20 protein-coding genes and 1 tRNA gene are annotated in these 23,995 nt (G+C 67.3%); 16 read left to right on the plus strand and 5 right to left on the minus strand.

The window, feature by feature from the left end; genetic code table 11:
- Positions 1-44: 44 nt before the first annotated feature.
- The 3 genes from BW991_RS10760 (at position 45) to BW991_RS10770 (ending at position 1,503) form a co-directional block, all read left to right on the plus strand.
- Positions 45-129: transfer RNA gene (locus tag BW991_RS10760), tRNA-Leu, on the plus strand.
- Between the two features lie 319 nt (positions 130-448).
- The gene (locus BW991_RS10765) at positions 449-796 is read left to right on the plus strand and encodes an HPF/RaiA family ribosome-associated protein (RefSeq protein ID WP_026295663.1); all 348 of its coding nucleotides are present in this window, start codon (positions 449-451) and stop codon (positions 794-796) included.
- Between the two features lie 41 nt (positions 797-837).
- On the plus strand, positions 838-1,503 hold the full coding sequence (locus BW991_RS10770; RefSeq protein WP_076602282.1) for a Bax inhibitor-1/YccA family protein: 666 nt from the start codon (positions 838-840) through the stop codon (positions 1,501-1,503).
- 160 nt (positions 1,504-1,663) lie between these two features.
- Here the strand turns inward: BW991_RS10770 and BW991_RS10775 are convergent, their stop codons facing one another.
- The gene (locus BW991_RS10775; protein ID WP_076602115.1) at positions 1,664-4,354 is read right to left on the minus strand and encodes a cation-translocating P-type ATPase; all 2,691 of its coding nucleotides are present in this window, start codon (positions 4,352-4,354) and stop codon (positions 1,664-1,666) included.
- A 48-nt stretch (positions 4,355-4,402) separates the two neighbouring features.
- A complete protein-coding gene (locus BW991_RS10780) occupies positions 4,403-5,737 on the minus strand; it encodes a hemolysin family protein (protein WP_076602116.1) in 1,335 nt (444 codons plus the stop codon).
- A 451-nt stretch (positions 5,738-6,188) separates the two neighbouring features.
- On the opposite strand from BW991_RS10780, the gene BW991_RS10785 reads away from it, so the two are divergent.
- Together BW991_RS10785 and tilS are read left to right on the plus strand one after the other, a co-directional pair.
- On the plus strand, positions 6,189-7,157 hold the full coding sequence (locus BW991_RS10785; protein WP_076602117.1) for an acetyl-CoA carboxylase carboxyltransferase subunit alpha: 969 nt from the start codon (positions 6,189-6,191) through the stop codon (positions 7,155-7,157).
- Entirely contained in the window at positions 7,126-8,460 is a 1,335-nt protein-coding gene (gene tilS, locus BW991_RS10790) for a tRNA lysidine(34) synthetase TilS (RefSeq protein WP_076602118.1), read from the plus strand. The genes BW991_RS10785 and tilS overlap by 32 nt, the downstream gene beginning before the upstream one ends.
- Before the next feature lie 139 nt (positions 8,461-8,599).
- Here the strand turns inward: tilS and BW991_RS10795 are convergent, their stop codons facing one another.
- The 3 genes from BW991_RS10795 to BW991_RS10805 form a co-directional block, all read right to left on the minus strand.
- Positions 8,600-8,974: an RNA-binding S4 domain-containing protein gene (locus tag BW991_RS10795; RefSeq protein ID WP_076602283.1), complete on the minus strand. Its 375-nt coding sequence runs from the start codon at positions 8,972-8,974 to the stop codon at positions 8,600-8,602.
- Positions 8,975-9,047: 73 nt separating this feature from the next.
- On the minus strand, positions 9,048-9,665 hold the full coding sequence (locus BW991_RS10800; protein ID WP_076602119.1) for a response regulator transcription factor: 618 nt from the start codon (positions 9,663-9,665) through the stop codon (positions 9,048-9,050).
- Entirely contained in the window at positions 9,662-11,641 is a 1,980-nt protein-coding gene (locus tag BW991_RS10805; RefSeq protein ID WP_088179600.1) for a two-component system sensor histidine kinase NtrB, read from the minus strand. The genes BW991_RS10800 and BW991_RS10805 overlap by 4 nt, the downstream gene beginning before the upstream one ends.
- A gap of 158 nt (positions 11,642-11,799) precedes the next feature.
- Here BW991_RS10805 and BW991_RS10810 point away from each other — a divergent pair, with 158 nt between their 5' ends.
- The 11 genes from BW991_RS10810 (at position 11,800) to trpE (ending at position 23,967) form a co-directional block, all read left to right on the plus strand.
- Positions 11,800-12,804 carry a TRAP transporter substrate-binding protein gene (locus BW991_RS10810; RefSeq protein WP_076602120.1) on the plus strand — a complete coding sequence of 335 codons (1,005 nt, stop codon included), beginning with the start codon at positions 11,800-11,802 and terminating at the stop codon, positions 12,802-12,804.
- Between the two features lie 95 nt (positions 12,805-12,899).
- On the plus strand, positions 12,900-13,604 hold the full coding sequence (locus tag BW991_RS10815; RefSeq protein WP_076602121.1) for a TRAP transporter small permease: 705 nt from the start codon (positions 12,900-12,902) through the stop codon (positions 13,602-13,604).
- Positions 13,601-14,884: a TRAP transporter large permease gene (locus BW991_RS10820; RefSeq protein ID WP_076602122.1), complete on the plus strand. Its 1,284-nt coding sequence runs from the start codon at positions 13,601-13,603 to the stop codon at positions 14,882-14,884. The genes BW991_RS10815 and BW991_RS10820 overlap by 4 nt, the downstream gene beginning before the upstream one ends.
- Positions 14,885-15,006: 122 nt before the next feature.
- Positions 15,007-15,960 (plus strand): ornithine cyclodeaminase family protein, encoded by a 954-nt coding sequence (locus BW991_RS10825; RefSeq protein ID WP_076602123.1) that lies wholly within the window; start codon positions 15,007-15,009, stop codon positions 15,958-15,960.
- Positions 15,961-15,984: 24 nt separating this feature from the next.
- Positions 15,985-16,755, plus strand: a complete 771-nt coding sequence (locus tag BW991_RS10830; RefSeq protein WP_076602124.1) for a PP2C family protein-serine/threonine phosphatase — start codon at positions 15,985-15,987, stop codon at positions 16,753-16,755.
- A gap of 28 nt (positions 16,756-16,783) precedes the next feature.
- Positions 16,784-17,485: an FHA domain-containing protein gene (locus BW991_RS10835; RefSeq protein ID WP_076602285.1), complete on the plus strand. Its 702-nt coding sequence runs from the start codon at positions 16,784-16,786 to the stop codon at positions 17,483-17,485.
- Between the two features lie 115 nt (positions 17,486-17,600).
- A complete protein-coding gene (locus BW991_RS10840) occupies positions 17,601-18,368 on the plus strand; it encodes a 3',5'-cyclic-nucleotide phosphodiesterase (RefSeq protein ID WP_076602125.1) in 768 nt (255 codons plus the stop codon).
- Between the two features lie 80 nt (positions 18,369-18,448).
- Positions 18,449-20,809 carry a GspE/PulE family protein gene (locus BW991_RS10845; protein WP_076602126.1) on the plus strand — a complete coding sequence of 787 codons (2,361 nt, stop codon included), beginning with the start codon at positions 18,449-18,451 and terminating at the stop codon, positions 20,807-20,809.
- Between the two features lie 83 nt (positions 20,810-20,892).
- On the plus strand, positions 20,893-21,588 hold the full coding sequence (gene rpe, locus BW991_RS10850; protein WP_076602127.1) for a ribulose-phosphate 3-epimerase: 696 nt from the start codon (positions 20,893-20,895) through the stop codon (positions 21,586-21,588).
- Complete coding sequence (locus BW991_RS10855; protein ID WP_076602128.1) at positions 21,585-22,262, plus strand: phosphoglycolate phosphatase; 678 nt, start codon at positions 21,585-21,587, stop codon at positions 22,260-22,262. Before rpe ends, BW991_RS10855 begins: the two co-directional genes overlap by 4 nt.
- 217 nt (positions 22,263-22,479) lie before the next feature.
- Positions 22,480-23,967, plus strand: coding sequence for an anthranilate synthase component I (trpE, locus tag BW991_RS10860; protein WP_076602129.1), 1,488 nt, complete (start codon positions 22,480-22,482; stop codon positions 23,965-23,967).
- Positions 23,968-23,995: the final 28 nt, after the last annotated feature.

Here is a 23,995-nt window from a genome sequence, read left to right on the forward strand (position 1 = left end):
TTGCCGCTTGCAGGGGCTTTCGTGGATAATGCGGCGCTTCCCGGGCCGGGATGGCGGAATCGGTAGACGCAGCGGATTCAAAATCCGCCGCCGCAAGGTGTGTGGGTTCGAGTCCCACTCCCGGCACCAGTCTTTCTCCAGCGGAAAGCGCAGCAAAGGTCGCGGATTCTAACAGAGTTCGCGGAACGCCAATGCGGCTGCGCGGTCTCCTGTCTGTCCTCTGCCTGTTAGACATTCCTTCCGCGTGGCGGCACCCGCCGGGGCGCCGGTGAGCGGATATCCCGGGCCGTTCAGCGTGGCTGCGCACGGACGACGGCAGGGCCAGGTAATTTCAAGTTCTGAAAAAACTGAACGGCGTTCATTGTCAATCTTCTTTTTCGGAAGTGGTCGGGCGGCCATACTGCTTCTGCGGGCCGGCTTGCCGGCTCATCACGAAGGAGATGGTGCAATGCGAATCGATCTGCAATGTAACGGTGTCGAACCCCCTGCCGGTCTGCGTGAATACGTCGCACGGCGGATGAAATTCGCAATCGGCCGCTTCCGCGATCAGATCAAGTGGGCGCGGATCAAGGTGGCGGACGTGAATGGGCCGCGGGGCGGCGTGGATAAGCGTTGCGTGGTACAACTGCGCTTGCGCAACCTGCCCGACGTGATCTTCTCGATCACCGAAGTCGAGGCGCGCTCGGCGATCGATCGCGCCGCCGAACGCGTATCGCAGGTGCTGGCCCGCCGGCTCGAACGCCAGCGCCGCATCGTGCGCGAGCTCCTGCCGGAAGCAGTGCCGGCCGGCGCCTGATGGATTTCACCCAAAATTCGAACAACGGAGGTAATCGCTCGATGGAAAACCGCATCGCAACAATGACCCGCCCGGAGGCTTCGGTCCTCTCGACCAACCGGGTCATCCGCAACACCTACATGCTCCTGTCGATGACGCTGGCTTTCTCGGCAGCGACCGCGGGGCTGTCGATGGCGCTCGGCCTGCCGCATCCGGGGCTGATCATCACGCTGGTGGGCTACTTCGGCCTGCTGTTCCTGACGACCAAGTTCCGCGACAGCGGCCTGGGCGTGCTGTTCGTGTTCGCGCTGACCGGCTTCATGGGCTTCACGCTGGGGCCGATCGTGTCGAAGTATCTGGCGCTGCCCAACGGCCACCAGATCGTGATGCAGGCGATGGGCGGCACGGCGGCGATCTTCCTGGGTCTGTCGGCTTACGCGGTGACGACGCGCAAGGATTTCTCGTTCATGGGCGGGTTCCTGACCGTCGGCATCCTCGTCGCCTTCCTCGCCGGCCTCGGCGCGGTGTTCTTCGAGATGCCGGGCCTGTCGCTGGCGGTGTCGGCGATGTTCGTGCTGCTGATGTCGGGTCTGATCCTGTTCGAGACCAGCAACATCATCCACGGCGGCGAGACGAACTACGTGATGGCGACCGTGACGCTGTATGTGTCGATCTACAACCTCTTCACGAGCCTGCTGCACCTGCTCGGGGTCATGAACGACGACTGATCCCGTCCGCGTGAGCGGAACCTGGTGTCATCGGAGCGGGGCGGTTCGCGTAGGCGGGCCGCCCCGTTTGCTGTAAACCGTGGGAGCGGCTTCAGCCGCGAATGGGCGTTGATTCGCGGCTGAAGCCGCTCCCACAGGGCACGCTTCCCGCTGCGGTCGCTTACGCCGGGCGCGTCGTTCCCTTGATTCGCAGCAGCAGCTTGTGTGCTTCGTCGAGCATCAGCACGCTGGATGCGACGAGGGCCGAGCGCAGCCAGTCCGCGCCCGACAGCGCGACGGTGCCGAAGACGGCCTGCGCGGGCGGCCAGTTGACGACCACGACCTGCAGCGCGAGGACGCCGCCGAGGGCGAGCCATAGCCGGGCATTGCGCAGGAACTGGCGGTTGAAGGCGCTGCCGTATTCGCGGCGGGCGTTGAACACGTTGAAGAACTGGAACAGCACGAAGGTCGTGAAGGCCAGCGTGAGCGCGTATTGCTCGCCATGTGTAGCGAGTGCGGAGCGGAACAGCCACAGCGTGCCGATCATCATCGTGACGCCGTACAGGGCGAGCCGGCTGAGCCGGCGCAGGGTGAGGATGTGGGCGGCCTGCGGGCGCGGCGGGGCGCGCATGATGCCGGGGCGCGCGGGTTCGACGCCGAGCGTCATCGCCGGCGGCCCGTCCATGATGATGTTGATCCACAGCAGCTGGATCGCGGTGAAGGGCGAGGGCAGGCCGGCGAGCGTCGCCGCGAGCACGGTGAGGATGGCGCCGATGTTGGTCGACAGCTGGAAGCGCACGAACTTGACGATGTTGTCGAAGATCACGCGGCCTTCCTCGACCGCGCGCACGATGGTCGCGAAGTTGTCGTCGGTGAGCACCATCGTCGCCGCTTCGCGCGTGACCGCGGTGCCGGTGATGCCCATCGCGATGCCGATGTCGGCGGCCTTGAGCGCGGGGGCGTCGTTCACGCCGTCGCCGGTCATCGCGACGACGTGCCCGTCCGCTTTCAACGCCCGCACGATGCGCACCTTGTGTGTCGGCGACACGCGGGCGAAGACCGCGATCGAATCGATGCGGCGGGCCAGCGTCGCGTCGTCCATCGCGTCGAGTTCGGCGCCGCTCGTCACTTCCCCCTTCAGGCCCAGTTCGCGCCCGATCGCGGCGGCGGTGGCCTTGTGGTCGCCGGTGATCATCTTGACGCGGATGCCGGCCTGGCGGCAGCGCCGGATCGCCGCCGCGGCCTCGGCGCGCGGCGGGTCCATGAGGCCGGCGATCCCGACGAAGGTCCAGTCGCGCGCCCATGCCCACAGGTCGCCGGTGGGGTCGAAATCGCGCGCGGGGATTTGTCGTCGCGCGACCGCCAGCACGCGCAGGGCCTGGCCGGCGAGATGCTCGTTCTCGGCGGCGATCGTGGCGCGCACGTCGTCGTCGAGGGGGCGGTCGCTTGCGCCTTTCCCGTCGCCGGAGTGCCACGCCGACGAGCGTGCGAGCAGCACGTCGGGGGCGCCCTTGATGAACATTTCCACGCAATCGCCGCGGTGGTGGAAGGTCGCCATGAACTTGTGCGCCGAATCGAAGGGGATTTCGGCGATGCGCGGAGTGTGTTCGCGCTCCGCGAGCGGATCGATGCCGCCCTTCTGCGCCAAGACCCACAGCGCGCCTTCGGTCGGGTCGCCGACCAGTGCGGCTTCGCGCACGCTGGAGTCGGAGCACAGGGCCATCGGCAGGAGCAGCGGGCGCAGGTCTGCGAGCCCTTCGCCGCTGATGCGGCCGGTCGCATGGTAGCCCTCGCCGTCCACGGTGAAGCGGCAACCCGCGAACCATCCGGCACGGGCGGTCATCTGGTTGAGCGTGAGGGTGCCGGTCTTGTCCGAGCAGATGACTGTCGTCGAGCCGAGGGTTTCGACCGCGGCGAGCTTCTTCAGGATCGCGCCGTTCTGCGCCATGCGCCACATGCCGATGGCGAGCGTGACGGTGACGACCGCCGGCAGTCCTTCGGGAATCGCCGCGACGGCGAGGGCGACGGCGGTCATCGTCGCCTGGATCCAGGGCAGGCCGCGCGAAGCATCCAGCGCGAAGATCCCGGCGACGACGATCCCCGCGATCAGCGCCAGACGCTTGCCGAGCACGTCGAGCTGGCGCTGAAGCGGGGTTTCGCTGTGGGGCGTGCTTGAGATCATGCCGGCGAGGCTGCCCATCTCGGTCGCCATGCCGGTCGTGACGACCAGCATCTCGGCACGGCCGCGGGTGACCACGGTGTTCATGTAGAGCATGTTCACGCGGTCGCCGAGGGCGAGGTCGTGGGCGTCCAGCGTGTCGGTGATCTTGCCGACGGCCTGCGATTCCCCGGTCAGCGCGGCTTCGTCGACCTCCAGGTTGTGCGCGACGAGCAGGCGTCCGTCTGCGGGTACGCGGTCGCCCGCTTCGAGCAGCACGACGTCTCCCGGTACGAGACTCGCCGCGTCGACTTCCATCTGCCTGCGGTCGCGACGCACGCGGGCGTGGGCGGCGAGCATGTCCTTGAGCGCCGAGAGCGTGCGTTCGGCGCGGTGCTCCTGCCAGAAACCGAGGGTGGCGTTCAGGACGACCACCACGAGGATGACGAGCGCGTCCTTGAGTTCGCCGATGGCTCCGGCGAGCGCCGAGGCGAAGATCAGCACGACGATGAGGAAGCTGCGGAACTGGTCGAGGAACTTCAGCCAGGCAGGACGGGGCGGGGCCTCGGCGAGGCGGTTTTCACCGACGCGCGCGAGGCGCTCGGCAGCGTCCGCGCTGGCGAGTCCGTGTTCGGGATCGACTTCGAGGGCGGCCGCCGTGGCCGCCCGGCCGAGGGTGTGCCACCGGGTGTGCCAGTGGGTTTCTGAGTTCATCGCCGGACTATCCTCGCGCAGGGCGGCGCGGCGGCTGCCGCGCTGCCGTCAATCGGCGGGCGGCGTATCGGCCTGCGAGGGAGCTTCCTGTTCGGCAGAGATTTCGACCAGACGCGTCGCGAGCACCTTGTCGATGCGCTTGCCGTCGAGGTCGACAACTTCGAGCCGCCACTCTTCCCAGGTCGTAACGTCGCCGGTGTGCGGGATGCGCCCGAGCAGCCACATGACCATGCCGCTGAGCGTGTGGTAGCGTCCCTTGTCTTCTTCGGGGACGGCCTTGATCTCGAGGCGGTCCTTGAGTTCGGGGATCGGGATCATGCCGTCGAGCAGCCACGAGCCGTCCTCGCGCTGGATGGCCCACGCTTCGTCGAGGCTGGACGGGCGGAATTCGCCGGTGACGGCTTCGAGCACGTCCTGCAGCGTAACCACGCCCTGGATCTCGCCGTATTCGTCGATCACGAACACCATGTGGGTGCTGGAGGCGCGGAACTGGTCGAGCAGTTCCATGCCGGTGAGCGATTCGGGGACGTAGATCGCGGGTTCGAGCTGTTTCGTGAGGTCGGGCGTGCCGCCCTTGAGCGTCTGGTTGAAGAGCTGCTTCGACGAGATGATGCCGAGGATGTCGTCGAGGCCGCCGCGGCACACGGGGAAGCGCGAGTGCTCGGATTCGGCCATGCGCGCGAGGTTGTCGTCGAGCGGCAGGTTGATGTCCAGCCACACGACGTCGGAGCGCGGGACCATCAGCGAGGCGATCTGGCGTTCGTCGAGGCGGAAGACGTTGCGCACCATCTCGTGCTCGTTCTTTTCGATGACGCCGGCTTCCGAGCCTTCCTCGAGCAGCGCGTGGATCTCTTCTTCCGTGACGCCGGGGGCCGCCTCGTCGCGCTTGCCCAGCAGCGTGAGCAGCAGCACGGTGGACCAGCTCAGCAGGCGCACAAAGGGGCGCGAGGCGACGGCGAGCGCATTCATCGGCCGGGCTACGAGGCGCGCGATGCCCTCGGGGTTGATCTGCCCGACCCGCTTGGGCACCAGTTCGCCCACGACGATCGAGACGTAGGTGATGACGACGACGACCAGCACGGTCGCACCGATTTCGCTGGGGCGCTGCGCGAGGCCGAGTTCCTGCAGCCAGCGGGCGAGCGGTTCGGCGAGTGCGGCCTCGCCGACGATGCCGTTGAGGATGCCGATCGAGGTGATGCCGATCTGGATCGTGGAGAGGAAGCGCGTCGGTTCCTCGCCGAGCTTGATGGCGACCGCGGCCGCGGCGTCTCCGTCTTCGGCAAGGCGCGCGAGGCGGGCGCGGCGTGCCGTGACGAGTGCGATCTCGGACATGGCGAAGACCCCGTTGAGCAGGATCAGGGCGACGAGAAGGATGATTTCCATTTTCGCGGGTTATGCGGAACAGGGGCGCGCGTCCGGCGCGGGCACGCATGGCGGACGTGCGCGGAGACGCGATTGGTGCGCTGCCATTGCGGCAGGGAGCGGTCGGGCAGCCGTCGGGGAGGGATGCCTGCGGTGCGCAAGGCATGCGGGCAGTCCGTGTGCCCGGGCGAGTCGGATGACAGGGTGCGCCGGACAACATCGACCGGGCGAGGTGCGGGCGCATGCGCCCGAAGGGCTCGCCAGGCGGGGCCTGTGGCGTGGATGAGGCGAAGTTCGACTACCCATAGCGCGGGGTTCGTGCAGACCCCGCTACTCCTTCCTTGTGTGCTGAATGGCAGCATGATGCATCAGCGGTGCCGTCGCTGTCACGCACCCCCGGGTGAAGGCCGCAATGCGATGCAGGCGTACGAAGCGTTACAATGGCGCGTTTTGGTTACTTGGAACGGGTCGGATGAAGACCACCTTTCTGGATTTCGAACAGCCGATTGCCGATCTCGAAGAGAAGATCGAGAAGCTGCGATTCGTGCAGGACGACTCGGCGGTGGATATCTCCGAGGAAATCTCTCGCCTCGAAGCCAAGAGCGAGTCGCTCACGAAGGATCTGTACGCCAAGCTCACGCCCTGGCAGATCGCACAGGTGGCGCGCCATCCGCAGCGTCCCTACACGCTGGACTATGCGCGCCACATCTTCACCGATTTTCAGGAGTTGCACGGCGACCGCGCGTTCGCCGACGACAAGGCGATCGTCGGCGGGCTGGCGCGCTTCAACGGGCAGAGCTGCATCGTGATCGGCCACCAGAAGGGGCGCGACACGAAGGAAAAGATCCTGCGCAACTTCGGCATGCCGCGCCCCGAGGGCTACCGCAAGGCGCTGCGCCTGATGCGCATGGCGGAGAAGTTCGGGCTGCCGGTGTTCACCTTCGTCGACACGCCGGGCGCGTATCCGGGTATCGGCGCGGAGGAGCGCGGCCAGTCCGAGGCGATCGGCCGCAACCTCTACGTGATGGCCGAGCTCAAGGTGCCGATCATCGCCACGGTGATCGGCGAGGGCGGTTCGGGCGGCGCGCTGGCGATCGCGGTCGGCGACCAGGTGATGATGCTGCAGTATTCGACCTACGCGGTGATTTCGCCCGAGGGGTGCGCGTCCATCCTGTGGAAGAGCGCCGAGAAGGCCCCCGAGGCGGCCGAGACGATGGGCATCACCGCGGCGCGCCTGAAGTCGCTGGGACTGATCGATCGCGTGATCAATGAGCCGGTGGGCGGCGCGCACCGCGACCATCGCGCGATGTCGCAGTCGCTCAAGCGGGCGCTGCAGGATGCGCTGCGCCAGGTCGCGGACCTGTCGCCGGCCGAACTCGTCGAGAAGCGTTTCGAGCGACTGATGAGTTATGGCCGCTACAAGGAACAGAACGCCGCCTGAACCGGTCGCGGAAGAGGCCGTCGCCGCCGTGCTGGCGGCGGCCGGCGTCGCGCCCGGCGAGACCCTGTGCGTGGCGCTCAGCGGCGGGGTCGACTCGACCGTGCTGCTGCACATCCTGGCGCGGTTGCGCGGGCGCTGCGGCTTCACGCTTGCGGCTGCGCACGTCCACCACGGCCTGAGTCCCAACGCCGACGCGTGGCTGGAGGCCTGTCGCGCGTCCTGCGACATCCTCGGTGTCGCATTCCATCCCTTTCGTGTGCATGTCCGGCGCGACGATCCGGCCGGTCCGGAGGCCGCCGCCCGTGCCGCCCGCCACGCCGCGCTTGCCCGCGTACCGTGCGACTGGCTGGCCTTCGGGCACCATCAGGACGATCAGGCCGAGACGCTGCTGTTCCGCCTGTTGCGGGGCGCCGGGGTGCGCGGAGCGGGGGCGATGGCGGATGTGGAGCGGGGAACGCCGGGGCGGCTGCGGCCGCTGCTCGGCCTGCGGCGCGCGCAGATCGCCGCCTGGGCGCGCGCCCGCGGGCTGACGTGGGTCGAGGACGAGAGCAACGCCGACGAGCGTTATGCGCGCAACCTGCTGCGTCACCGCGTGATGCCCGTGCTGGAGGAGGCTTTTCCGGGAACTGTGCCGGTGCTGGCGCGTGCGGGTGCGCAGTTTCGCGAGGCGGATGGCCTGCTCGGAGATCTGGCGCGGCTCGACGAGGCGGCCTGCGGTGGGGCGACGCTGGAGCGCGCGAAACTGCTGCTGCTGTCCGACGAGCGCGTGCGCAATCTGCTGCGCTGGCGGATCCGTGCGATGGGGCTGGAGGCGCCGGCGCGGGCGCGGCTCGTCGAGGCGGTGCGCCAACTGCGGGCGGCGCCGGAGCAGGCATTGCGCTTGCCGCTGGGGGCCGCCGTGTGCTGTGCCTATCGTGGCCGGCTGTGGCTGGAGCCGGAGGGCGGGAGGGCGGTTCACGGTACGACCGTCTGGCACGGCGAGGCGGAGTTGCCGTGGGGCGCAGGCAGGGTGGTCCTTGCGGGGGCGGTCGGCGAGGGCCTGAGCCGCGCGGTCCTCGATCGGGCCCGGGAAGTGGTGCTGGGCCCGCGCTGGGCAGGGCTCGCGTTGCGTGCAGGCGTCGGCCGGCCGCGCCGCAGCTTCAAGAACCTGTGCCAGGAAGCCGGCATCCCGGCGTGGCTGCGTGACGGCCTGCCGGTGCTGAGCGTGGACGGCGCGGCGGCGTGGATCGGGGAGTTCGGCGTCGCGGCGGAGTTCCGCTGCGCACCGGGCGAGCCGGGTGTCGTTCCCATCTGGGAGCGCTGAGTCGCACGGCTGCCGGCCACGACGCGGAAGACCAATCGCCCTGTGCCGCCTGTCCGTTCGCCCCGAGATCGTCGCACGGCGATGGGTGGGCTTCGACAGGCTCAGCCCGAACGGACTGACAACTCATCGGGCTGCAGTGCTACTTGAAGCCTTCATTGAAGCCGCGCATCTGGCGGCGGGCCTTCTTGGTCGGACGGCCGTGCAGGTCGCTGCCGGGCACCGGGGCGAGCCGCCGTTCTTCCTTCTCGCTTGCGCGGCGAGCGCTGCTCTCGGGCGTTTCCTCGTATAGCTGCTGGGCCTCGACGGCGGGGCGGCGCTGTTCGTTGAGGCCGCGCACGACGACGGTCCATTGCGTGCCGCCGGCGACGATGTCGAGGCTGTCGCCGATGCGCAGCTCGCGTGCGGGCTTCACCGCCTGGCCGTTGAGTTTGATGTGGCCGCCTTCGATGGCCTGGTTGGCGAGCGAGCGGGTCTTGAAGAAGCGCGCGGCCCATAGCCACTTGTCGATGCGCATGCGCGCGGCGGCGGCGTGCCGGTCGGAGACGTGATCGGGGTGCGGCACGGTGGGGCGGGCTCCGTCGCGGGACTCAGTGGGCGCCGCGGCTGCGGACCAGATTGACGAGTTGTGCGAGTTCGACGGCGGAGCGCACTTCCATCTTCTCGAACACCTTGGAGCGGTGCGCTTCCACGGTGCGCATCGAGATGCACAGCTCGTCGGCGATGACCTTGTTGAACTTGCCGGCGAGGATCAGCTCCATCACCTCCTGCTCGCGCGCGGTGAGCAGGGCGAGGCGCGCCTCTACCGTTTCGCGCGTGGCTTCGGCGCGCTGGTTGTTGGCGTCGATCTCCAGCGCGCGCATGACGATGTCGACGAGATCGCTGTCGTTGAAGGGCTTTTCGATGAAGTCGAACGCGCCTTTCTTCAGTGCGGCGACGGCCATCGGCACGTCGCCGTGGCCGGTGATGAAGATGACGGGCAGCTGGTTTCCGCGCTGGCGCAGCACGTCGAAGCATTCGAGGCCGCTCATGCCTTCCATGCGGATGTCGAGTACCACGCAGCCGCGCCAGCCGGGCTGCAGCGCTTCGAGGAAGCTCTCGGCGCTCGGCCACGTGGCGCACGCGACGTCGCGCGTCTTGAACAGCCACTGCAGGGCGTCGCGGATCGCTTCGTCGTCATCGATGATGTGGGCGCAGGGCTGGGTCATGAGGGTTCCACGGGTAGCGACAGGGTGAAGATGGTACCGCCGTCGGGGTTGGTTTCGAAACCGAGCCGGCCATGGTGCAGTTCGGCGATGGAGCGGCAGATGTTGAGGCCCATGCCCATGCCTTCGGCCTTGGTCGTGAAGAAGGGTTCGAACAGCCGGCGGCCGGTCTCGGCATCGATGCCGGTGCCGTTGTCGGCGACGCGCACGACGAGCGTGTCGCCCTCGTGCCGCGTGCCGACGCGCACGGTGCGCCGCGCGGGGGGATTGTCGCGCATCGCGTCCATGCCGTTGCGAACGAGATTGACGATGACCTGCTCGATCATCACGGGGTCGGCGGCGACGGTCGGCAGCGCTTCTTCGAGGTCGGTTTCGATGCGCATGCCGCGCTTGGCAGAGTCGGCTTCGATCAGGCCGATCGCCTCGCGGATCATCAGATTGATGTCGAGCGGCTCGCGCTTGGGCTCGGAGCGGCGCACGAAGTCGTGCACCCGGCGGATGATGTCGCCGGCGCGGCGGGCCTGCCGGCCGATCCGGTCGAAGATGTCCTTCAGTTCGCTGCGGTCGATGTCGGGCTGCTCGAGGCGGTTGAGGCAGCCGGTGTTGTAGCTGGCGATCGCGGCGAGCGGCTGGTTGAGTTCGTGGGCAAGGGTCGAGGCCATCTCGCCCATCGTGATCAGGCGGGAGGTGGCCTGCAGGCGCTCTTCCTGCTGACGCGTAAGTTCTTCGGCTCGCTTCTGTGCGGTGATATCGAGCATCGAGCCCATCCATCCGGTGTGCCGGCCGGCGGCGTCGATCAGCGGGGCCTCGAAGATCAGCGCGTCGAAGCGCTCCCCGTTCTTGCGCCGCAGGCGCAGTTCGAAGCCTTCGGGCGGGGCGTCGCCGGCGAGGATGCGGTCGTGGATTTCCTGCGTCTGCTGCAGGAAATCCGGATCCCAGTAGGGCATGGGCGGCGTGCGCCCGACGAGTTCCTCGACACTGTAGCCGACGATCCTGCAGAAGGCGGGGTTGACGTAGGTGATGCGGCCGTCGAGGTCGCGTGCGCGCAGGCCGGTGAGCATCGAGTCTTCCATCGCCCGCCGGAACAGGGATTCGCTGCGCAGCGCCTGTTCGGCCCGGTGGCGGCGCTGCAGTTCGCGGCGCAGCTGCAGCACGCTCCAGATCAGGATGCCGCCGAGCAGCAGGATGGAGCCGATCAGCAGGACCTGCACCCAGCGCGTCTCGCCCTGGTAGGCGGTGACCTGCAGCGTGAGGCCGCCGCCGGGGGGGTCGAAGGCCATCGAATAGCTCTGGCGGTCGGACAGCGGGGCGATCTTGGACTTCGCGACGAGTTCGCGCCCGTCGCTGTCGAGCACGCTCACGCGGTAGCGCTCGGCGAACCACCACGGCAGTTCGTTGGTGACGAGGTCGTGCAGCGAATAGACGCCGACCATCGCGCCGGCGAAGCCGTCCTCGGCGTAGATCGGGACGTGCACCTCGAACTGCTGGCGGTCGCCTGCGGCCGCGTACACCTGACCGTACACGCGCCGCTCCAGCGCCTGGGCGAGACGGAAGCTGGAAGCCGATTGTCCGCCCAGCGTTTCCCCGATCATCTCGCCCTCGCCCATGGGCGGCACGGCACCCTGCAGGCGACCTGCGGCGTCGAGCCACATCACCCGCACGAGGCCGTTCTCGGCGCGCACAAGCTGGCGCAGTGCGGCGGACGCCTGGGGCTGGTGGCGGTCCGCGGCGAGGATTTCCTGGCCGATCTGGGCGAGCTGCGCGGCGTTGCGTTCGAGCTTGAACTGGAGGTTCTGCTCCATCCACAGCACGTCGCTGATGAGCGTGGCGCGCTGCTCTTCCTCGTCGTAGCTGCGCGTGAACCACACCAGGGCGGCAATCACGGCGAGGAACAGCAGCACCGTCAGGTAGGGCACGGCGGTGAGCCGGCGCTGCCGGACGGACAGAACGGAGAGGGCGGTCGTCCGCGGGGGGCTCATGTGCGCACGTCCGTGTCCGGTGTTGTGGATGTCCACAATGTAATAGATGCGCGTGGCTTCATAGACTGGTGGAAGTGTCCGGCGCCTCTGGCTGCTGCACGGCACCCGCCCGGACATGGGTCAGGTAAATAACTATGCAATCTGGAGGAGGTAGGGGAATGAAGATCCGCGCCCTTTTCATCGGTCTTGTCGCCATGGGGCTGTCCGCCGCTGCGGTCGCCGCCGATCCCTTAGTCATCAAGTTCAGCCACGTCGTTGCCAACGACACGCCCAAGGGCAAGGCTGCAGACAAGTTCAAGGAGCTCGCCGAGAAGTACACCAAGGGTGCTGTCAAGGTTGAAGTGTACCCGAACAGCACGCTGTACAAGGACAAGGAAGAAATGGAGGCGCTGCAGCTGGGCGCCGTGCAGATGCTCGCGCCTTCGCTGGCGAAGTTCGGTCCGCTGGGCGTGAAGGAGTTCGAGGTCTTCGATCTGCCCTACATCTTCGACGGCTACGACGACCTGCACAAGGTCACCCAGGGGCCCGTCGGCAAGCAGCTCCTCGGCAAGCTCGAGGCGCGCGGCATCAAGGGCCTGGCGTTCTGGGACAACGGCTTCAAGTCGCTGTCAGCCAACACGCCGATCAAGGCCCCGGAGGACGTGAAGGGCAAGAAGCTGCGCGTGCAGTCGTCCAAGGTGCTCGAGGAGCAGATGCGCGCGCTCGGCGCCATCCCGCAGGTGATGGCCTTCTCCGAGGTGTATCAGGCGCTGCAGACGGGCGTCGTGGACGGCACCGAGAACCCGCATTCGAATCTGTATACCCAGAAAATGCATGAGGTGCAGAAGCACATGACCCTGACCGATCACGGTTACCTGGGTTATGCGGTGATCACCAACAAGAAGTTCTGGGACGGCCTGCCGGCGGAGGTGCGCGGCCAGCTCGAGCAGGCGATGAAGGATTCGACCGAGTTCGCCAACAAGATCGCGCGCGAGGAGAACGACAAGGCCCTCGAGGCGGTGCGTGCATCGGGCAAGACCGCGATCTACAAGCCGACCGACGCCGAAAAAATGGCATTCAAGAAGGCGCTCGTGCCGGTGCACAAGAAGATGGAATCGCGCATCGGCGCCGAGACCATCCAGTCCATCTACAAGGACACCGGGTTCGACCCGTCGAAGCTGTAACTCACCGTCGTAACGTCACGACCGATAACTGATACGGCAAGGACCCCGCTACGCGCATGCGTGGCGGGGGGTTTGTCGTGCGACGGGAGAACCCCATGCTTAAAGTGCTCGATCATCTCGAGGAATGGCTGATCACCTTCCTCATGGGCGCGGCCACGCTGATCATCTTCGTGTCCGTCGTCCACCGCTACGGCTCCGGCCTGTCCATTCCCGGCGTGCAGGACTGGCTGCTGTCCCTGCATTTCGGCTGGGCGCAGGAGCTCACCATCATCATGTTCGTGTGGATGGCGAAGTTCGGCGCGGCCTATGGCGTGCGCACCGGCATCCACGTCGGCGTCGATGTGCTCATCAACCGGTTGTCGGACGCGAATCGTGCCAAGTTCGTGGTCATCGGCCTCGGTGCGGGGGCGCTGTTTACCGGCATCGTCGGTACGCTGGGCCTGACCTTCGTGCTCGAGAACGGCGCGCATTACCAGTTCCTGACCTGGTTCGGCATGGAGGTCGGCGACCTGTATGAAGGTCCGACGACGCCGGATCTGGAATGGCCGACCTGGATCGTGTATTCCGCGATCCCGCTCGGCTCCTACCTGATGTGCTTCCGCTTCCTGCAGGTGATGGTGTCCTTCATCCGCACCGGCGAGCTGCCGCACCACGACCATGGGCACGTCGACGGCATCGACGAGGAGCACCTGCCGGTGGATGTGAACCCGTACGACATGGGCGACAACCTGCATCCGCACGACCTCAAGCACAAGCAGATGGGCGAGGACCGCACGAACGGCAAGGGAGGCAAGCAATGAGTGCCGCAATCATCTTCGTCATCCTGCTGGTGCTGATGCTCACCGGCATGCCGATCTCGATCTCGCTGGGTCTGACGGTCCTGACCTTCCTGTTCACGATGACCCAGGTGCCGATCGAGTCGGTCGCGCTGAAGCTGTTCACGGGTATCGAGAAGTTCGAGATCATGGCGATCCCGTTCTTCATCCTCGCCGGTAATTTCCTCACCCACGGCGGGGTTGCGCGGCGGATGATCAACTTCGCCACCTCGATGGTCGGGCATTGGTACGGCGGTCTCGGTCTCGGCGGCGTGATGGCCTGCGCGCTGTTCGCCGCGGTCTCGGGTTCGAGCCCGGCAACGGTCGTCGCGATCGGCGCGATCCTGCTGCCGGCGATGGTCAAGCAGGGCTTCCCGAACAAGTTCGGCGCCGGCGTGATCACGACCTCGGGCGCGCTCGGCATCCTGATCCCGCCGTCGATCGTGATGGTCATGTACTCGGTGTCGACCAATACCTCGGTCGGGGCGCTGTTCATGGCCGGCGTCGTGCCGGGCCTGATGCTCGCGCTGTTCCTGGGTTTCACGACCTGGTACCGCGCGCGCAAGTTCGACTACCCGCGCCAGCCGAAGGCGAGCTGGATCGAGCGCCTGAAGGCGTTCAAGGAGTCCGCGTGGGGCCTGTTCCTGATCGTCGTGGTGATGGGCGGGATCTATACCGGCATCTTCACGCCGACCGAGGCGGCCGCGATGAGCGCGGTGTATGCGTTCTTCGTCGCGGTGTTCGTGTACAAGGATCTGCGCATGTCGGACGTGCCCAGGGTGCTCTTGAACTCCGCGAACATGAGCGCGATGCTGCTCTACATCATCACCAATGCGGTGTTGTTCTCCTTCCTGCTCACGCACGAGAATATCCCGCAGGCGATGGCGGACTTCATGATCGGCAGCGGCGTCGGGGTGATCGGCTTCCTGATCATGGCCAACATCCTGATGCTGATCGCGGGCAACTTCATGGAGCCGTCGTCGATCGTGCTGATCCTCGCGCCGATCCTGTTCCCGATCGCGATCAAGCTGGGCATCGATCCGGTGCATTTCGGCATCATCATGGTCGTGAACATGGAAGTCGGCATGTGCCACCCGCCGGTCGGCCTCAACCTCTACGTCGCCTCCGGCATCACGAAGATGGGGATCACCGAACTGACGGTGGCCGTATGGCCGTGGCTGGTGTCGATGCTGATTTTCCTCGTCCTCGTCACCTACGTGCCGTGGATCTCGCTGGCGCTGCCGCGGGCGCTCGGCATGCTGTAGCATCCCGGCGCTCTACGGAAAGCCCGCCCGTTCCGGCGGGCTTTTTTTCGCCCGCACCAGTCTGGAGTAAACTTGTCCATCGGCCACACGCGGCCCACACGTCAAAGGACGATTCTGCGCAAATGACGATCTACCTGAACGAAGAAGAGGTCGGCAGCCTGCTGGACATGCCGGTGGTGCTGGACGCCGTGGAACAGGTCATGGCCGCCCACGGGCGCGGCGAGACCGTGGACTTCCCGCGCCAGCGCGTGCGCCTGCCGGCGTCGATGACGCATCTGCTGCAGGGCGGCGTGCCGGACCTGAATCTCACCGGCCTCAAGGTGTACACGTCCGCAGGCGGGCGCAACCGCTTCTGGGTTCATCTGTTCGATGCGACCAGCGGCGACCCGGTCGCGGTGCTGGAAGCGGACCGCCTCGGCATGATGCGGACCGGCGCGGCCGGCGGCGTCGCGACGAAGTGGCTGGCGCGAACCGATGCGCGCGTCGCCGGTGTGTTCGGGGCCGGGTGGCAGGCGCAGGGGCAGGTGCTGGCGCTATGTGCCGTGCGGCCGATCGAGCGCATCAAGGTGTTTGCGCGCAACCCGGAGCGTCTGGCGGCTTTCTGCGCGCAGATGAGCCGCGAGAGCGGGCGCGAGGTCGTGCCGGCGGCCAGCGCGGAGGATACGGTGCGCGGGTCGGACGTGGTCGTGACGATCACGACCTCACCCAAGCCGCTGTTCGACGCGAACTGGCTCGAGGAGGGCACGCACATCACCGCCGCGGGCTCCAACAGCCTGGCCCGCCAGGAGTTGTCCGAGGCGGCGGTGCGGCGGGCCGACGTGATCTGCGTCGATTCGCGCGAGATTGCGGTGCGCGAGGCGGGCGACCTGATGCCGCTGCTGGAGAAGGGACGCACCCAGCCGGGGCGCTGGGTGGAGCTGGGCGAAGTGATCGCCGGCGTGCGGCCGGGGCGCACCTCCTCCGGGCAGATCACGCTGTTCGAGTCGCAGGGCATGGCGATCCAGGACATCGCGGTCGCGGCCCGTGTCGTGGCGCTCGCGCGTGAGCGCGGCGTCGGTTGCGAATTGCCGTACTAAGGGCGCACCGGGGCTCCGCCGGCCATGTCCGCCGTTTCGCCGATCCGCTTCGAGTTCTGCACGCGCAGCGATGTCGGGCGGGTGCGCAAGCGCAACGAGGATTCGCTCGCGGTCGAGGAGCGCCGCGCGTGGGCGGTGCTGGCGGATGGCATGGGAGGCTATCGCGGCGGCGACGTTGCGTCACGGATGGCCGTGGAGGTGACGCTGCGGCGGCTGGATCGCGATCTGGTCGCTCCGCATGACGGTGTGGTCGGGCACGTTGCGGCGGTCCTCGAGGCCGCCGTGCACGATGCCAATGCCGACATCCGGGCCGAGGCGGGGCGCGATCCCGATCTCTCCGGCATGGGTTCGACGCTGGTGGTCGCAGCGTTTCTCGCCGATCGCGTGGTGACCGCACATGTCGGCGATTCGCGCATGTACCGGCTGCGCGGCGGCGTGCTGGAGCAACTGACGCGCGACCACACGATGCTGCAGGAGCTGGTCGATGCCGGCATCCTCGCGCCCGAGGATGTCGCGCACTCGCAGTTCCGCGGCCTGCTGACCCGTGGCCTGGGCGTCGCGCCGCGGGTGCAGCCCGAGCCGGGAACTCATTCCGTCCGGCCCGGTGACGTCTTCCTGTTGTGTTCCGACGGGCTCACCGACATGCTCGACGACGCGGCGATCGCGGCGGTGCTGCAGCCTTCCGCGTCGCCGGCGACTCGTCTCGAAGAGGCTGCCGACCGTCTGGTGGCACTGGCCAACGCGCAGGGCGGGCGCGACAATATTTCCGTGATTCTGGTGCGTATGGCGGCATGAGCGCCGCATGGACGAAGGAAAGGTAACGATGCCGAAGCTCATCCTCAGCATGGACGGTCTGGTACTCAAGGAAATCGCCCTCGACAAGGAGAAGATCTCGATCGGGCGAAAGCCCAACAACGACATCCAGATCGACAACCTCGCGATCAGCGGCCAGCATGCGCTGATCACGACCATCCTCGATGACTCGTTCCTCGAGGACCAGAACAGCACGAACGGCAGCTACGTAAACGGCCAGCCGGTGAAGAAGTGCGTGCTGCGCAACAACGACGTGATCGAGCTCGGCAAGTACCGGCTCAAGTTCATCGCCGACCTGCAGCGCCGTCCGCGTGGGGATCGGGTGGAGCCGTCGGATTCGCTGCGGTCGTCCGGGGCGTCAACCGGGGAGCAGCGCGGCGATGCGACCCAGATGCTGCCGCCGGATGTGCTCGCGAGCATGGTGGCCGAACAGGAGGGCGATAACTCCCGGCTCGGGATCGTCAAGGTCCTGACCGGCCCCACGGCCGGTCGCGAACTCCGGCTGGCGAAGGCGATGACCACGCTGGGCAAGCCCGGCGTGCAGGTTGCCGTGATCACGCGGCGCCCCCAGGGCTACTTCATCGCCCATGCCGAGGGCGGGAGTCTTCCGCAGGTGAACAACCGTCCGATCGAGGCGGGTGCGCATCCGCTCAACGACGGCGACATCCTCGAGATCGCCGGCGTGCGCATGGCCTTCTCGCTCACCGACTGAGCCAGCCCGTGTGCCTTAGTGCACGACGTTTCCGGAGGGGCGGTGCTAGCGTATCGGAAACGCAAAACGAGCTGCTGAGCCATCGGGTCGGGCGGCACTGCAACCGCGGGGAACGATGAAGCTGAAGGTGCTGGGCTGCAGCGGAGGGATTGGCGGGCCCGAGGCCCGCACAACCGCCTTCCTCGCCGACAATGACATCCTGATCGACTGCGGCACCGGGGTTGGCGACCTGGCGCTGGAGGAACTCGCGGCCATCGACCACATCTTCATCACGCACTCCCATATGGACCACATCGTGGCGATCCCGCTGATCGTCGATGCGGTCGGCGAGATGCGCGGCGTGCCGATCACCGTGCATGCGATCCCGGAAGTCCTGCGCATCCTGCGCGCCCACATCTTCAACTGGCTGATCTGGCCCGACTTCACGGCCATCCCCGACCGCCGCAGACCCTTCCTGCGGCTGCAGCCGATCAAGGTCGGCGAGGACGTCAGGCTCGGCACGCGCACGATCACCCCGCTGCCGGCGCTGCACAGCGTGCCCGCGGTGGCCTACCGCCTCGACGACGGCAACGGCCAGCTCGTGTATTCGGGAGACACCACGTACTCGCCGGAACTGATCGCCGCAATCAACGCATGCCCCGACCTGCGCCACCTGATCATCGAGACCGCCTTTTCCGACGAGCAACACGGCCTCGCGCTTGCGGCACGCCACTTGAGTCCCGGCATGGTGGCAGCCTTCCTGAACGAGATCAGGAGTGCCCCCGAAGTTCATATCAGTCATATCAAGCCGGGGCAGGCCGAGCGCGTCATGGCGCAGATCGCGGCGGCGGGGGCGCGTCTGCACGCGACCGCGTTGCGCCAGGGGCAGATCATCGAGTTCTGATTCTCGCGCTGCCCGGGTACCGCTAGAATGGCCGGTTCCGAATGCTTGCCATTCAACCGTCCCGCACAGCAGGTACCCGCATGTCTATCAGCACGACCCAAGGAAAGCCCGGAGCCGGGGGGGAAGTCGCGACGCGGCTGGCTTTCTTCAAGGGCTTGCAGGCGATCACTGCCCGTATCCACGCGACCAAGGACATCGACGAGATCGTGTTCGAGCTGTCGTCGGACCTGTGTGCCGTGTTCGGCGCGGAGCGGCTATCCTTCTTTGTTGTCAATCACAGCGGCACGCACCTGCTGGCCCGCGTCAAGACCGGTCGCGGAGCGGCGCCGGGCGCGCGCCTGCCGATCGACGAGAGCAGCATCGCGGGTTACGTCGCGCTGACGCGCGAGGCGCTCAACCTGCGCAATGTCTACGACGCCGCCGAACTGGCCGCGATCTCGCCGAATCTGCGTTTCCGCACCACGAGCGACACCCTCGGCGGTTACCGCACGCGCCAGATGCTGTGTGCGCCGATTATCGATCCGAACAGCGGCAAGCTGCACGGCGTCATCGAGGTGATCAATCCGCTCACGGGCGAGGACTTTTCGCCGGTGGCGAAGGAAGGTCTCCTGGGGCTGGCGCAGACGCTGGGGGTCGCCTTCGCGCAGCGCAGCAACGCGCCGGCGGCACTGCGCTCGCGCTACGACGCGCTGATCGCCGACGGGCGTATCGCCACCGGCGAGATGGATGACGCGACGCGCATCTCGCGCGAGACCGGAGCCCACGTCGAGGACGTCCTGGTGGAAAAATATGGACTCCCCCTGGCGCAGATCGGCGATGCGGCGGCGCGCTTCTTCAACGTCGCGTACGAGCCGTTCCGCACCGACCGCGTCAAGCAGATGGACCTGCTGCGCAACATCAAGCGCGAATACGTGCAGCAGAACCAGTGGCTGCCGTTGGAGGAAACCAACGAGGGCGTCGTCCTGCTCACCTACGACCCCGAGCAGGTGCGCGTGTCGCGCGTCGCCGAGAACGTGTTCCCGCGAAAGAAGCTCGCCTATCGCGTCACGACGCACTGCGAGTTCGAGCAGACCGTCGACCACTACTTCGAGCCGACGATGGAAAGCGGGTCGGTCGATGACCTGCTGCACGACCTGCTGGAGGACGAGCAAGAGGGTTCGGTCGCCGACGACGTCTCCGCGGCGGCCGACAACGAGCTCGTCAAGCTCGTGAACAAGATCATCATCGACGCGCACCGCCAGGGCGCCTCGGACATCCACGTCGAGCCGCGGCCGGGCAAGGAAAAGACGCTGATCCGCTTCCGCAAGGACGGCACGCTCGTGCCCTACATCCAGATCCCGGCGAGCTACCGCAATCCGCTCGTCACGCGCATCAAGATCATGTGCGACCTCGACATCTCCGAGCGCCGCAGGCCGCAGGACGGCAAGATCAAGTTCCGCAAGTTCGCGCCGCTCGACATCGAATTGCGCGTCGCGACGGTGCCGACCGCGGGCGGGATGGAAGACGTCGTGATGCGCCTGCTCGCCAACAGCGAGCCGCTGCCGCTCGACAAGCTGGGGCTCAGTCCGCACAACCTCGCGCGCCTGAAATCGGTGATCGTGAAGCCCTACGGCCTGTTCTTCGTGTGCGGCCCGACCGGCTCGGGCAAGACGACCACGCTGCATTCCATCCTCGGCCACATCAACACGCCCGAGACCAAGATCTGGACCGCCGAGGATCCGGTCGAAATCACGCAGAAGGGCCTGCGCCAGGTGCAGGTGAACCGCAAGGCGGGGCTGGATTTCGCGACCATGATGCGCTCCTTCCTGCGTGCCGACCCGGACGTGATCATGGTCGGCGAAATGCGCGACAAGGAGACCGTGTCGGTCGGCATCGAGGCCTCGCTGACCGGCCACCTCGTGTTCTCGACGCTGCACACCAACAGCGCGCCGGAATCGATCGTGCGCCTGCTCGACATGGGCATGGATCCGTTCAACTTCGGCGACGCGCTGCTCGGCGTGCTCGCGCAGCGCCTCACCAAGCGCCTGTGCAAGTGCAAGGAGGCCTATCAGCCCGACGAAGGCGAAGTGCAACAGATCCTCGACGAGTACTGCGAGGACATGGCGGGGACACCGGATTTCAAGGCCGATCCGGCGGCGGCGCGCGCGGCGGTGCTGGCCCGCCTGAAGGCCGAGCATGGCGGCGCCGACGGACACTTCACGCTGTACCGGCCGGTGGGCTGCACCGAGTGCAACGGCGGCTACCGCGGGCGCGTAGGCCTGCACGAGCTGATGGTCGCCACCAACGAGGTCAAGCGCCTGATCCAGGAGCGCGCGCGCGTCGCGCAACTGCTGGCGCTCGCGCTCGCGGAAGGCCTGCGCACGCTGCGCCAGGACGGCATCGAGAAAGTCTTGGCCGGCGTCACCGACATGGAGCAGGTGCGGCGCGTGTGCGTGCGATGAGCCGTCGCGATCGGGGGAACCCCGAGGGCGTACGGGCTGCCTGAGCGGTTAGAATCGCGCCAGCCCAACAGGAGAACCCGACAATGTACCGCATCGCCCCCAGCCTGCTTTCGGCCGACTTCGCCCGCCTCGGCGAGGAAGTGCGCAACGTCATCGCCGCCGGCGCGGACTGGATCCACTTCGACGTGATGGACAACCATTACGTGCCGAACCTCACGATCGGCCCGCTGGTGTGCGAGGCGATCCGCCCGCACACCGAGGCGCCGATCGACGTGCACCTGATGGTGAAGCCGGTCGATCGCATCATCCCCGACTTCGCCAAGGCCGGCGCGAACGTGATCACCTTCCACCCGGAAGCGTCCGACCACGTCCACCGCTCGCTCGCGCTGATCCGCGACCACGGCTGCAAGGCGGGGCTGGTGTTCAACCCGGCCACCCCGCTGCACTACCTCGACCATGCGCTCGACGACATCGACGTCGTGCTGCTGATGAGCGTGAATCCCGGCTTCGGCGGGCAGAAGTTCATCCCCGGCACGCTCGGCAAGCTGCGCGCGACGCGCGCACGGCTCGACGCCTACGAGGCCGCGAGCGGGCGCCGCATCCTGCTGCAGATCGATGGCGGCGTGAAGGTCGACAACATCGCCGAGATCGCCGCCGCGGGCGCCGACACCTTCGTCGCCGGCTCGGCGGTGTTCGGTGCCGGGCGGGACGCCGACCCCAACCGCTACGACAGCGTGATCGCCGCGCTGCGCGCCGAACTCGCCAAGGTCAAGCAGTGAGCCTCGCGCGCTTCCCGGTGCGGGCGGTGCTGTTCGACCTCGACGGCACCCTGCTCGACACGATCCACGACCTGGCCGATGCGGCCAACTTGATGCTCGCCGAGATGGGCCGCGCGGCGCGTCCGCTCGAACAGATCCATTCCTTCGTCGGCAAGGGCATCCCCAACCTCGTGCGCCGCTGCATGACCGAGGACGCCGCGGCGGGCGAGGACGAGATCGAGCAGGCGGTCGTCGTGTTTCGGCGCCATTACGCGCTCGTGAACGGCCGCAGCACGCGCATCTACCCCGGCGTCGTGGAGACGCTGGAGGCGATGCGCGCGATGGACCTGAGGCTCGCGTGCGTCACCAACAAGGCCGAGGCCTTCACGCTCCCGCTGCTCGAGCGCATGGGCCTGACGCCGTATTTCGGTGCGGTCGTCAGCGGCGACACGCTGCCGGTGAAGAAGCCCGACCCGGCGGTGCTGCACCACGCGTGCGAGCTGCTCGGCGTGCCGTCGCCGCTGGCGCTGATGATCGGCGATTCGGCCAACGACGCGCTCGCCGCCCGCGGCGCGGGCATGCCGGTGCTGCTCGTGACCTATGGATATAGCGAAGGCATGCCGGTGGACACCATCGAATGCGATGGGCTACTATCGGTCGCTACCGGGGCGCTCGACCGCATCGCAGCGGCGTGAAGTTCCGGCGCATATCCGCAAGACTCCATCATCCGATCGAGACATCGTGACCTACAGGAACCGGGATTCGGTAAAGGAAAGCACCCAGTTTGTCGCCGCGCAACTGCGCTGGCGCGGCTGGCGCTCGTGGCCTGCGGGCCACTGATACGCGACTGCTTCGCGGGCGACGAACTGCCCGCACCCCTTGCCGAATCGAACCGTTTTCCGTGGAGTCTCCATGCTTGAGCAGGAATTCAACGCGCTGGCCGCGCAGGGCTACAACCGCATCCCGGTCACGCTCGAAACCTTCGCCGACCTCGACACGCCGCTGTCGATCTACCTGAAGCTCGCCAACGAACCGTATTCCTACCTGCTCGAATCGGTGCAGGGCGGCGAGCGCTTCGGCCGCTACTCGATGATCGGGCTGGCGGCCTCGACGCGCATCGAGGTGTACGGCCGCTCGGCGCTGCTGCTGACCGGCAACCGCCTCGTCGAGCGGCGCGACTACGGCGATCCGCTGAACTACGTCGCCGAGTTCATGGAGCGCATCAAGGTGCCGCCGCGCGACGGCCTGCCGCGCTTCGCGGGCGGACTGGTCGGCTGCTTCGGCTACGACACCGTGCGCTACATCGAGCCGCGCCTCGCCCACGCGCAGAAGCCGGACACGCTCGGCACGCCGGACATCCTGCTGCTGCTGTCCGAGGAAATCGCCATCGTCGACAACCTCTCGGGCAAGCTCACGCTGGTCGTGTATGCCGAGCCGGAAGTGCCGGGCGCCCTCAAGCGCGCGAAGAAGCGCCTGCGCGAACTCCTCGCGCGGCTGCGCGCGCCGGTGCAGATTCCCGAGGACATGCACGCCGAGCCGCAGCCGGCGGTGTCGAGCTTCGGCGAGGAAGCCTTCAAGGCCGCGGTGAATCGCGCCAAGCAGTACATCGTCGACGGCGACATCATGCAGGTCGTGCTGTCGCAGCGCATGAGCAAGCCCTACGCGGCGAGCCCGATGGCGCTGTACCGCGCGATCCGCTCGCTGAATCCCTCGCCCTACATGTTCTATTTCAACTTCGAGGACTTCCACGTCGTCGGAGCCTCCCCGGAGATCCTCGTGCGTCTCGACGAGGACGGGCAGGGCAAGCGCGTCACGGTGCGCCCGATTGCCGGCACGCGGCCGCGCGGCGCGACGCCGGCCGAGGACGAGGCGCTGGAGGCGGACCTGCTCGCCGACGAGAAGGAGCGCGCCGAGCACCTGCAGCTGCTGGACCTCGGGCGCAACGATGCCGGCCGCGTCGCCGAGACCGGCAGCGTCCGGGTCACCGACCAGTTCACGATCGAGCGCTATTCGCACGTGATGCACATCGTGTCGAACGTCGAGGCGCGTCTGAAGGACGGGCTCAATGCGCTGGCGGTGCTGCGCGCGACCTTCCCCGCCGGCACCGTGTCCGGGGCGCCCAAGCTGCGCGCGATGGAGATCATCGACGAGCTCGAGCCGGTCAAGCGTGGCGTCTATGCGGGCGCAGTCGGCTACATCGGTTTCCATGGCGACATGGATCTCGCGATCGCGATCCGCACCGCGGTGATCAAGGACGGTCACATCCATGTGCAGGCCGGTGCCGGCATCGTCGCCGACTCCAACCCGGATGCCGAATGGACGGAGACGCAGAACAAGGCGCGCGCGATGCTGCGTGCCGCGGAAATGGCGGAATCCGGGCTCGATACCCGCATCGACTGAACAGGCGGAGCGGCGGCCGTCGCGTCGC

This window comes from Aromatoleum tolulyticum, assembly GCF_900156155.1.
GTDB lineage: Bacteria > Pseudomonadota > Gammaproteobacteria > Burkholderiales > Rhodocyclaceae > Aromatoleum > Aromatoleum tolulyticum.